At 72.2% G+C, this 10,967-nt stretch carries 10 protein-coding genes; 6 read left to right on the top strand and 4 right to left on the bottom strand.

Annotation, left to right across the window (positions count from 1 at the left end; genetic code table 11):
* The 4 genes from H5J29_RS08960 to H5J29_RS08945 form a co-directional block, all read right to left on the bottom strand.
* Window positions 1–390, bottom strand: a 390-nt coding sequence (locus H5J29_RS08960; protein WP_220187150.1) for a P-loop NTPase, incomplete at its 3' end; no start/stop codon positions are given.
* Between the two features lie 383 nt (window positions 391–773).
* Window positions 774–1,862 (bottom strand): ABC transporter substrate-binding protein, encoded by a 1,089-nt coding sequence (locus tag H5J29_RS08955; RefSeq protein ID WP_181780453.1) that lies wholly within the window; start codon window positions 1,860–1,862, stop codon window positions 774–776.
* 60 nt (window positions 1,863–1,922) lie between these two features.
* Window positions 1,923–2,804: an ABC transporter permease gene (locus H5J29_RS08950; protein WP_181780452.1), complete on the bottom strand. Its 882-nt coding sequence runs from the start codon at window positions 2,802–2,804 to the stop codon at window positions 1,923–1,925.
* Window positions 2,801–3,679 carry an ABC transporter ATP-binding protein gene (locus tag H5J29_RS08945; RefSeq protein ID WP_312858125.1) on the bottom strand — a complete coding sequence of 293 codons (879 nt, stop codon included), beginning with the start codon at window positions 3,677–3,679 and terminating at the stop codon, window positions 2,801–2,803. The genes H5J29_RS08950 and H5J29_RS08945 overlap by 4 nt, the downstream gene beginning before the upstream one ends.
* Window positions 3,680–3,936: 257 nt before the next feature.
* Here H5J29_RS08945 and H5J29_RS08940 point away from each other — a divergent pair, with 257 nt between their 5' ends.
* From H5J29_RS08940 to H5J29_RS08915, 6 genes are all read left to right on the top strand, one after another.
* The gene (locus tag H5J29_RS08940) at window positions 3,937–5,163 is read left to right on the top strand and encodes a cytochrome P450 (RefSeq protein WP_181780451.1); all 1,227 of its coding nucleotides are present in this window, start codon (window positions 3,937–3,939) and stop codon (window positions 5,161–5,163) included.
* Complete coding sequence (locus tag H5J29_RS08935) at window positions 5,163–6,623, top strand: aldehyde dehydrogenase family protein (RefSeq protein WP_181780450.1); 1,461 nt, start codon at window positions 5,163–5,165, stop codon at window positions 6,621–6,623. The genes H5J29_RS08940 and H5J29_RS08935 overlap by 1 nt, the downstream gene beginning before the upstream one ends.
* A 7-nt stretch (window positions 6,624–6,630) precedes the next feature.
* Window positions 6,631–8,073 (top strand): aldehyde dehydrogenase, encoded by a 1,443-nt coding sequence (locus H5J29_RS08930; RefSeq protein ID WP_181780449.1) that lies wholly within the window; start codon window positions 6,631–6,633, stop codon window positions 8,071–8,073.
* Entirely contained in the window at window positions 8,070–8,894 is an 825-nt protein-coding gene (locus H5J29_RS08925) for a mycofactocin-coupled SDR family oxidoreductase (RefSeq protein ID WP_181780448.1), read from the top strand. The genes H5J29_RS08930 and H5J29_RS08925 overlap by 4 nt, the downstream gene beginning before the upstream one ends.
* A 147-nt stretch (window positions 8,895–9,041) precedes the next feature.
* Window positions 9,042–10,574, top strand: coding sequence for a class I adenylate-forming enzyme family protein (locus H5J29_RS08920; RefSeq protein WP_181780447.1), 1,533 nt, complete (start codon window positions 9,042–9,044; stop codon window positions 10,572–10,574).
* A partial coding sequence (locus tag H5J29_RS08915; RefSeq protein ID WP_181780446.1) for a CoA transferase occupies window positions 10,571–10,967 on the top strand: 397 nt, incomplete at its 3' end. The genes H5J29_RS08920 and H5J29_RS08915, both read left to right, overlap by 4 nt.

Genomic DNA, 10,967 nt, shown 5'->3' with positions numbered 1-10,967 from the left:
GCCCTCCAGGACCAACGCTCCGACGGCGGGCCCCGGCGAGCGGGTGCTCAGGGCGAGGACCTGGGTCCCGGGAGGGGGCGCTGCCAGGAAGCCGTCGACGACGGCGGACAGCGCGGGATCGTCGACGACGTTCTCCAGGTCGTCGAGCACCACGAGCGACCGACCGTGGGCCCGGGCCAGCACGGTCTCGAGCTCGCCGGGCGTGATGTCCGACTCTACGGCGATCCACTGCACGGATCCGCTGTGCTCGGCCACGACCTGCCGGCCCAGCGTCGACTTCCCCACGCCCGCACCTGCCACGACCAGGACGACCGGGACCTGGGCGAACGCGTCCTGCACCCGCCGGACGAGCGCGGGCCGCGGCATACCGGGGCGCGCGTCAGCGGGCACCGTGCGAGCCTGGCGCGACAGGGGGATCAGCGTCGTCGTCGACGTGTCGGTCGTCACTGCACTGGCCTAACACGACCGGGTGATAACGGACAAGCGCCGTGATCGAGTCGTCATCGGCGCGCGCACCTCGACCGGGGTCCTGGTGATCATCCTCGACACGGAACCCTCCCACGGCGTCCCCGGCGCCGCCGTCGGTGCCGGACTCACCAGGGTGGCGCCGACTCGTTATCGGGGGCGTTATGGCCGACCCGGTCGGCGCGTCACGACCCATGCCCGACGGGCTCGTCGGCGACGGTCGAACGGCCGTGTCGCGGAGGGTGCGGCCGGGGTCGAGACGCGTCACCGGTGCGCCGGGGAGGTCGGGCTCCCCGGCGCACCGGGCGTCAGGTGGTGGGCGACCTGGTGAGCGTGTCGACGAACCGGGTGTCGAACACCTGCTGCTCGGTCAGGTTCGTCGGGTACTTCAGCAGGCCGAGGTCGCGCCAGTACTGCTGGGCGGCCAGGTGCTCGACGCCGATCGGGAAGGCCGGGTCGAACAGCAGCTCCGGCAGTGCCTGCACCTTCTCGACCGGCTGGCCCATCTGCTGGGCCAGCTTCGCGGCCACGTCCGCGTTCTGGTGGTAGCCGGGCTGCAGGTACTCACGCTGGGTGCGGGCGATCGCCCGGAAGAACGCCATCGCGACCTCGGGCCGGTCGTCGAGGAAGTCCTTGCTGCCCACGTACCCGATGAGTGCGGTACGCGGGAACCCGGTGTCGACGAACTCGCAGCACGGGTCGTTCTGCAGCAGCGACGAGCCCGGCGAGGTCACCTGCGCGACGTCGGCCGCGCCGTTCGACATCGCGACCGCGATCTCGGTCGGCTTCATGACCTGGAACTTCAGGTCCTCGAACTTGACGGTCGGGTCGTTCTTCTGGATCCACTGCCAGAGGTAGTACGCCGAGATCGACGCGTTGCCCGAGGGCGTCAGGATGGTCTTGCCGCGCATCTCCGACGCCTTCACCCCGTTCGGGAAGGCGGCCTTGCTGAACCAGTAGCCCTGGAAGGACTCCGGACCGTAGGCGGAGCCCGGGAAGGCCCACTTGACACCGGTGTCGCTGCCCATCGAGTTGAGCAGGCCCGCGGTCATCGCCACGAAGCCGAGATCCAGCCTGCCCTGCGCCAGCAGCGGCATCTTGTCCGTCTCGGGGATGTCCTGGGCCACGACCTCGAGGTTCTCCTTGGCGAACTCACCCTCGGCGTCGGCCAGCATGAACTGGGCGTACACCTCGAGCTGCTTGCCGATCCCGACCGTCACCGTCTCCTTCTGCGCGAGCGGCTTCGGCGCGAGCGGGTCGCCGGTCGGCGCGAAGACCTCGGTGGCGGCGGACGTGCCCCCGGTCGAGGCGCCGCCGCCCGATCCGCAGGCTGCGGTCACGAGCGCGAGGCCCGCCACCGCCAGGGCGATCCCGGTGCGGAGACCCCGGCGCCTCATCGCGCGCCGCCGAGGACTGCGTTGTCCATGATCATGAGAGTTCCCTTGTCTCGAGGTGGGTCAGTGGGAGGACGCCGAGCCGCCGCGGCGCGTCCACGGGGTGGCCAACCGGCCGAGGCCGGTGATGAGGGTCTGGAACAGCACGCCGAAGACCGCCACGAGGACGACCCCGACGTACATCCGGCCCACGTCGAACAGCTGCCAGGAGTTCCAGATCAGGTAGCCCATGCCGGCACCGCCCTGGACGAACTCGATGCCGATGAGCACCAACACGGCGTTGCCCGCCGCGAGCCGCAACGACACGAAGACCGACGGCAGCGAGGCGGGCAGGACGACGTGTCGCAGCGTCTGCAGCCCGGTGGCGCCGAAGCACTGGGCGGGCTCCAAGTAGTTCTTCTGCACGGCCGTCACCGCCGCGGTGGTCGAGATGACGACGATGAAGAAGACGCTCGCCGCGATCAGGATGAGGATGGGCAGGTCGGACAGGCCGAAGATCAGCAGCAGGATCGGCAGCATGGCCAGCTTCGGGACGGTGTAGAGCGCGCTGATGATCGGGTCCAGGGCCACGTTCAGCCGCCGGACCCGGCCGAGCACGAAGCCCATGAGCAGCCCGACGAGGGCGCCGACGACGAACCCGACGACGAGCCGGTAGGTGCTGACGAGCGCCGCCTCCTGGAGCACACCGGTGCCGATCGCGGTGCCCAGGGACTCGACGACGTCGCCCGGGGAGGGGAAGAACCGCCGGTCGAACAGGTCCAGCATCGCCGCGAGCTGCCAGATCACCAGCAGCCCGATCGGGACCCCGAACCGCAGGGCGTTGTCGATCCGCCGTCCGCGGGCGTTGCGCCGGTATCGGTCGGCGAGCGAGACCTTGGGGGCGAAGACGATCCGGCTCCCCGCGGGCGCGGGTGGGGCGAGCGGGCGGTCGTTCGTGGTGGTCATCGGGCCCTCCTGAACAGGCCGCGGCGGGTCGGGACGGTGGGCGCGGCGGGGGTGACGGCGTCGGCCGCGCCGTAGGCCTCGGAACGCAGGTTCGCCCAGATCTCCTGCTCGAGCGCCGCGAACTCCCCGCTGCCGCGCAGGTCCGCGGTCCGCGGGCGGGTGAACGGGACCTCGAACTCGCCGACGATGTGGCCCGGCCGCTTGCTCATCACGATCACCCGGTCGCCGAGCAGGACGGCCTCGTCGAGGTTGTGGGTGATGAACACGACCGTGCGCCGGTGCTCCTGCCAGAGCGCGAGCAGCTCGTCCTGCATGAGCATCCGCAGCTGGGCGTCGAGCGCCGCGAACGGCTCGTCCATCAGCAGGATCTCGGGCTCGACGACCAGCGCGCGGGCGATCGAGACCCGCTGGCGCATACCGCCCGAGAGCTCGCTCGGATAGCTGCGCCGGAACGCCGCGAGGCCGAGCCGGTCCAGCCAGTACCCGACCCGCTCCTCGGCGTCGGCGGGGGCGCCCGCGCCGACCTCGAGCCCGAACCGCACGTTCTGCTCGACGGTCTTCCAGGGAAAGATGCTGTAGTCCTGGAACACCATCGCCGACAGCGGCCCGGTGCCCTGGCGGTTCACCGCCATCTCCCCGCCGGTCGGGTCCAGCAGGCCCGCCGCGATGCGCAGGAAGGTCGACTTCCCGCAGCCGGACGGGCCCACGATGCACAGGAACTCGCCGTCGCGGACCTCGAGGTCCATCGGGCCGAGCGCCTGCAGGAGGCCGTCCGGAGTCTCGAAGTGCCGCTCCAGGCCCTTCACGGTGATCTTGGGATCGGTCCGGGCGGTGGTGCCGGGGTCGATCTCGTCCAGTTCGTCCAGTGCCGCCACTGACAACACTCCCCACGTCGTGGTCTCGCCGGTGGAACGGGGGACGGGTCGGCTCCGGGCGCACCCTCGGGTACGCCGGGCACGTCGCCCTTGCCGTGCTGGGCGGCGAAGCTACGCAGCGTCGCGTTACGAGCCGCGTTACCGGTGGTCGGCGGGGGTCCGGCCCGAGCGGAACCGGACGTAACGGAGGAGATAACGCCGGGCCAGCACCCTCGACCCGCGACCACGGCGGTCGACCCGAACCCGGAGGACGCGGCATGGACTCATCGCCCGACACCACCACGGACACCCGGCTCAGCCCCGAGCTCGTCGAGCACTTCGTGGAGCACTTCGACCACCACGACGCCCGGCTCGGCGCGGACCCGTTCGCGGTGTCCACCGCGATGCGGGAACGGTGCCCGGTGGCCCACAGCGACGTGCACGACGGGTTCTGGGTGGTGTCCAACTACGCCGACGCCCGCGCGATCATGCAGGACCCCACGGTGTTCACGAGTGCGAAGGGCGCCCGCATCCCCGCGGGGGGCAAGCACCGTCCGCTCCCGCCGCTGGAGACCGACCCGCCGGACCACAAGAAGTTCCGGGGGCTGATCGCGAAGGCCTTCTCCCCGCGCAACATCAACGCGCTCGAGCCCAAGATCCGCAAGCTCTGCGACATGCTGATCGGGCAGTTCGAGGCGAAGGGCGAGTGCGACTTCATCCGCGACTTCGCCGCCCCCCTCCCCACGACGATCTTCGTCGAGATGATGGGCCTGCCGCTGGAGGACACCGAGCGGTTCCACACCTGGGCCACCCTGATCAACCACCAGGCCCACGCGGGCGACACCGCGATGTCGGCGGGCGAGGCACAGCAGCAGACGCTGGCCTACCTCGCCGAGCTCATCGAGGCCCGCAAGCAGAACCCGCAGGACGACCTGATGACCGCCCTGCTCGACGCCGTCGTCGACGACGAGCCGATCGATCCCGAGGACATGCTCTACATGGTCTTCCTGCTCTTCCTGGGCGGGCTGGACACGGTCACGTCGGCGATGTCGTTCATGTTCCAGCACCTCGCGGAGCGCCCCGACCTGCGGCAGCAGATCGTCGACGACCCGACCGTCATCCCGAGCGCGGTCGAGGAGTTCCTGCGCTACGAGCCGGTGATCATGATCGGCCGCGGCGTGACCGAGGACGTGGAGCTCAGCGGCTGCCCGGTCAAGGCGGACGACCGGGTGCTCATCAACTCGATCGCCGCCAACCGGGACCCGGCCGAGTTCGCGGACCCGGACACGATCGACTTCTCGCGCGACGCCAACCGGCACCTGACCTTCGGCGTCGGCCCGCACCGCTGCGTCGGGTCGCACCTGGCCCGGCTCGAGCTCAGGATCGTGCTCGAGGAGTTCCACGCCCGCATCCCGCACTACCGGATCACCGAGGGCACGACCCCGACCCGGCACATGAACCAGGTGAACGGCCTCGACACCCTGCCGCTGACCTGGTCGGTGTGATGGAGGTCCGCACCTCCTACGACGGGCTGTTCGTCGACGGCGCGTGGGTGCCGTCGACCGGCCCGTCGGCCGACGTCGTGAACCCGGCGACCGGGCGCGCGATCGGCTCGGTGCCGGAGGGCACCCTGGCGGACCTCGACGGGGCGGTCGCCGCTGCCCGTCGAGCCTTCGACGAGGGGCCCTGGCCGCGGATGACCCAGGCCGAGCGGGGCAGGCTCCTGCACGGGTTCATCGAGGTGCTCGACGCGCACCGGGCCCAGCTCGGTGCCGTCATCACCGCCGAGAGCGGTGCGCTGCCGTGGCTGGTGGACAGCACCCACTTCGGGCTGGGCTTCGGCCGGTTCTCCCACGCCGTCGACCTGGCGGCGGGCGGGCTCGACTCGGTCACCCCGCTCCAGGTCGGCGCCGGGTCGGTGCTGGGCGGGACCGCGCTGGTCCACGAGCCGCTCGGGGTCTGCGGGCTGATCACGCCCTTCAACTTCCCCCTGTTCCTGAACCTGTCCAAGCTCGGGCCCGCGCTCGCCCTGGGCAACACCGTGGTGCTCAAGCCGTCGCCGCTGACCCCCCTGGAGGGCCTGGTCCTGGGGGCCGCCGCCGCGGAGGCGGGGCTGCCGCCGGGCGTGCTCAACGTCGTGACGGGCGCGGCCGAGGTCGGCGACCGGCTGGTCGCCGACCCACGGGTCGACATGATCAGCTTCACCGGGTCGGACCGCACCGGCAGCGCGGTCATGCGCACCGCCGCGGACTCGCTCAAGCCCGTCGTGCTGGAGCTGGGCGGCAAGTCCGCGTTGGTCGTGCGGGAGGACGCCGAGGTCGCCAGGGCGGCGGACATCGCGTTCGGCAGCTTCACCCTGCACGCGGGCCAGGGCTGTGTCCTGCTCACCCGGCACGTCGTGCACCGCTCCCTGGTGGACGACTTCCTCGACGCGCTGGCCACCCGCGCCGAGGCCGCGGTGATCGGCGATCCCGCGGCACCGGGGACCACCATGGGACCGCTGGTCTCCGAGGCCCAACGGCAGCGGGTCGCGTCGTACGTGGAGATCGGCGCGGGCGAGGGCGGCGAGGTCGTCTGCGGCGGCAAGCCCGTCGAGGGCGACGGCTTCTTCTACCGCCCCACCGTGATCCACGGCGTCACCCCGAAGGCCCGGGTGGCGCAGGAGGAGATCTTCGGCCCCGTCGCCGTCGTCCTGCCGTTCGACACCGACGACGAGGCCGTCGCCATCGCCAACGACTCCCGCTTCGGGCTGTCCGGCGCCGTGGTCAGCGCGGACACCGGCAGGGCCTGGGAGATCGCGCGTCGGCTCAGGACCGGGTCCGTGCGCATCAACGGCGGCGGCACCGCACCCGACCTCGCCGCCCCCGTCACCGGCTGGGGGGCCTCGGGCGTCGGGACCGAGCACGGCCTGGCCGGGCTGCTCGAGTTCGCCCAGCCGAAGTCCATCGCCTTCCGAGCAGGTTAGGACGCTGATGTCCCTCTACGAACGCGACTCCTTCTTCGTCGACGGCGGCTGGTCGGCCCCGTCGACCGACGCGCGCATCCTGGTCGTCTCGCCCAGCACGGAGGAGGTCGTGGGCTCCGTGCCCGAGGCCGCTCCGGCGGACGTGGACGCCGCCGTCGCCGCGGCCCGCCGGGCGTTCGACGAGACCGACTGGCCCTGGCTGACCCCCGTCGAGCGGGCCGCCCACATGCGCGACCTGGCGAAGGCGCTGACCGAGCGCGTCGCCGAGACCGCCACCACCATCACCACCGAGATGGGCACGGTGCTCAGCTACGCCCAGGCGGGCCAGGCTCCCGGCCCGATCATGATGCTGGAGTACTACGCCGACCTGGCCGAGTCGCTCGAGCTGGTCTCCGACCGGACCGGGCTCGTGGGCTCCTGGAAGCTGCACAAGCAGCCGGTCGGCGTGGTCGGCGCGATCGTGCCCTGGAACGGTCCGCTGTTCCTCGCCATGTACAAGCTGGCCCCGGCGCTGTTGGCGGGCTGCACCGTCGTCCTCAAGCCCGCCCCGGAGTCCCCGCTGTCGGCCTACCACCTGGCCGAGGCCCTCGCGGCGTCGAGCATCCCGCCGGGCGTGGTGAACATCGTCCAGGGTGGCCGCGAGACCGGCCGCTACCTGGTCCAGCACCCGGACGTCGACAAGATCGCCTTCACCGGCAGCACCGCCGCGGGGCGCACGATCATGGCCGACGCCGCACCGACGCTGAAGCGGATCAGCCTGGAGCTCGGCGGCAAGTCCGCCGCCATCCTGCTCGACGACGTCGACGTCGAGACCGCGCTCCCCCACATCGTCTTCGGCGTCTGCCAGAACAACGGGCAGATCTGCATCTCCAACTCCCGGCTGCTGGTCCCGCGCTCGCGCGAGAGCGAGATCGTCGACGCGGTCACCGCGGCCATGGCGGCCCAGAAGGTCGGCGACCCGTTCGACGCGAGCACCGAGATCGGCCCGCTCGTGGCCGAGCGGCAGCGGACCCGGGTGGAGGGCTTCGTCGACGGGGCCCGTGCCGCGGGCAACACCATCACCACCGGCGGCCGCAGGCCCGCGGGGCTGGACCGCGGCTGGTACGTCGAGCCCACCGTCGTGGCCGGGGTCCGCCCCGACCAGGCGATCGCCCGGGACGAGGTCTTCGGCCCCGTGCTGGCCGTGATCGCCTACGACTCGGACGCGGAGGCCGTGGCGATCGCCGACGACACCGTGTACGGGCTGGGCTCCGCGGTGTTCAGCCCGGACATCGCTCGCGCCGAGGCGATGGCGCTGAAGGTGCGCGCGGGCACGCTCAACATCAACGCGCACGTCACGGACTTCCACGTGCCGCTGGCGGGCTGGAAACAGTCCGGCTTCGGCCAGGAGGCGGGGCCCGAGGCGATCGAGGGGTACCTGCAGACGAAGGTCGTCGGACCCTACGCATGACGGACCTGACGGGGCGGGTCGCGCTGGTCACCGGCGCGGCCCGCGGCCAGGGGCGCAGCCACGCCGTCCACCTCGCGGCGGCGGGGGCGGACGTGGTCGCGCTGGACATCTGCGCCCAGATCGACACGGTCACCTACCCGATGTCCACCCCGGCGGACCTCGCCGAGACCGCCAGGCTGGTCGAGGGGCACGACCGGCGCTGCCACGCCGTGGTCGCGGACGTCCGCGACTCGGCCGCGGTGCGGGCCGCCGTCGACACCGGCGTGGCCGAGCTCGGCAGGCTCGACGTCGTCGTGGCGAACGCGGGCATCTCGGGCTACGGGGGCGTGGAGCGCGGGCTGTCCGACGAGGCCTGGCGGAACGTGCTCGACACCAACCTGACCGGTGCCTGGCACACGTGCGCGGCCGCGATCCCGCACATGGCGGACGGCGGCTCGATCGTGCTGACCAGCTCGGTCGGCGGGCTGCGCGGGATCCGCAACCTGGTGCACTACACGGCGGCCAAGCACGGGCTCACCGGGCTCATGAGGACCCTCGCCCTGGAGCACGCGCACCAGTCGATCCGGGTGAACCTCGTGCACCCCACCGCCGTCAACACCCCGATGATCATGAACGAGGGCACCTTCCGGACCTTCCGCCCCGACCTGGAGAACCCCGGTCTCGACGACGTGCGGGGCGCCTTCGCCGGCATCAACGCCCTGCCCGTCCCTTGGGTCGAGCCCGCGGACGTCAGCAAGGCCGTGTTGTTCCTGGCCTCGGACGACGCCCGCTACATCACCGGCGCCACCCTGCCCGTCGACGCCGGTGCGCTGCTGCGGTAGCGAGAAGCGGGTCCGCTGCGGGACCGGCGGTCCGTCCCGGCCGGGGTCGTTACGGGCGCCGTTACGGATGGACGGGCCCCATAACGTCGGCGATAACGCGCTCGCCGAATCCTGGCAGTCGACTGATCAGCGACGGTGGAGGTAGCGGTGCGGCTGCACGATCCCCTCGAGTACTGGGCCGGGCGACGCCCCGAGCTCCCGGTCGTCACCGGCCCGGACGGCATCGGCTACGGCGAGGCCTCCGCGGTCACGTCGGCCTGGGCTGCAGAGCTCGCCGACCTCGGGCTGGAACCGGGCGACCGGGTCGCGCTCGCGGCGGCCAACCATCCGAACGCCGTGCTGGCGCTGCTGGCTGCGTCCAAGGCCGGCCTGGTCACCGTCCCGATGAACCCGCGCCTGCGGGCGGGCGACTACGCCGGGTTCCTCCGCGACTCCGGCGCGCGCGCCGTGTTCGGCAGCCTGTCGCGTGCCGACGACCTCGACGAGGCCACGGCAGGCCTCGACCTGCCCAAGATCCTGCTCGACGGCGAGCGGGCCGGCTGGCGGGACGCCCGCACGTGGCCGCGGCACACCGACGTGGTGCTGCCTGCGTCCGACGAGCCGGTGGCGTTGCAGTCCTACACGAGCGGGACGACAGGGCGTCCGAAGGCCGCCCTCCTCACCCACGACGGGTTCGTCCCCGTCTCGGCGCGCTGGTCGCAGGCGGGCATGCGGTTCGAGCCCGGCGAGGTCTTCTACCTCCCCCTGCCGATCATGCTGATGGCCGGGATCATGATGGTCCAGCACACGTTGTGGTGTGGTGCAGCCGTCGAGCTCGACGAGTTCTCGCCGGAGCGCGCCCTGGAGGCGGTCCGCAGGCCCGGGGTCGCCGGGGCGACGTTCGTGCCCACGATGCTCCACATGATGCTGGCGGCGGACGCCGAACGTGGCCCGCGTCCGGACTCGACGCTGCGCTGGATCCTCTACGGCGGGACGCCGGTGTCCCCCGCCCTCGTCCGTCAGGCGGGCAGCGCGTTCGGGGCGGCGTTGTTCCAGAGCTACGGCTGCACCGAGGCCGGCGCGATGACGCTGCTGACCCCCGAGGACCACGAGCTCGCCCTCAACGGCCGCGAGCACCTGCTGAGCAGCGTGGGCAGGCCCGCCCTGGACTGCGAGATCGCCCTGCTCGACGCCGAGGACCGCCTGGTCCCGGCCGGTGAGGTGGGCGAGATCTGCTCCCGTGGCAGGCACGTGTTCCTGGGCTACGCGGGCGATCCCGAGCGGACCAGTGCCGCGCTGCGCGGCGGCTGGTACCGCACCGGCGACCTCGGCTCGGTCGACACCGACGGGTTCCTCTACCTGCACGGTCGCAAGGACCACATGATCAAGTCCGGTGGGATCAACATCCATCCCGAGGAGATCGAGCGTGTGATCGGGGAGATCCCCGGCATCGCGCAGGTCGCCGTGGTCGGGGTGGCGGACGAGCGGTGGGGCGCCCGGATCGTCGCCGCCGTGGTCGCCGCGTCGGGTTCGACGGTCGATGGGCAGCTCGTGGTCGACCGGTGCCGGGCCACCCTGGCCGCCTACAAGGTGCCGCGCGAGGTGGTCTTCCTGGACGCACTGCCGCTCAACGCCACCGGGAAGGTGCTCAAACACGTCGTCCGCGACCAGCTCACGAGCGCTCCGGTCGCCGCGTCGTGACGGCCGTCGAGCCCGCCACCGTCGCCACGACCGGCCCCCTCGCGGGGACCCGGGTGCTGGAGCTGGGCGGGGTGGGACCGGTCGCGTTCGCAGGCACAGTGCTGGCCGACCTCGGCGCCGACGTGGTGCGACTGGACCGTCCCGACGCCCCGCGGGTGCACTCGATCCTGCTGCGCGGCAGGAGGATCGTCACTGTGGACGTCCGGCGGGACCCGGCCGGGGCGCTGGCCCTCGCCGGCACCGCGGACGTCGTCCTCGAGGGTTTCCGGCCCGGTGTCGCCGAGCGGCTCGGGCTGGGCCCGGAGGACGTGCTCGCCGCGAACACGTCCTGTGTGTACGGACGGATGTCCGGGTGGGGTCGCCGCGGCGCGGGCACCGACGCGCCCGGCCACG

It is taken from the genome of Pseudonocardia pini, from assembly GCF_013870575.1.
Classification (GTDB): domain Bacteria; phylum Actinomycetota; class Actinomycetes; order Mycobacteriales; family Pseudonocardiaceae; genus Pseudonocardia; species Pseudonocardia pini.
Note: the sequence above shows the minus strand (reverse complement) of the source record. Positions and strands in the feature narration are given on the sequence as shown.

Bases quoted from the DNA above. Each gene is read 5' to 3' on its own strand.
- H5J29_RS08950 (WP_181780452.1), bottom strand. From the start codon at position 2,804: ATGACCACCACGAACGACCGCCCGCTCGCCCCACCCGCGCCCGCGGGG.
- H5J29_RS08925 (WP_181780448.1), top strand. From the start codon at position 8,070: ATGACGGACCTGACGGGGCGGGTCGCGCTGGTCACCGGCGCGGCCCGC.
- H5J29_RS08955 (WP_181780453.1), bottom strand. From the start codon at position 1,862: ATGAGGCGCCGGGGTCTCCGCACCGGGATCGCCCTGGCGGTGGCGGGC.
- H5J29_RS08930 (WP_181780449.1), top strand. From the start codon at position 6,631: ATGTCCCTCTACGAACGCGACTCCTTCTTCGTCGACGGCGGCTGGTCG.
- H5J29_RS08935 (WP_181780450.1), top strand. From the start codon at position 5,163: ATGGAGGTCCGCACCTCCTACGACGGGCTGTTCGTCGACGGCGCGTGG.
- H5J29_RS08940 (WP_181780451.1), top strand. From the start codon at position 3,937: ATGGACTCATCGCCCGACACCACCACGGACACCCGGCTCAGCCCCGAG.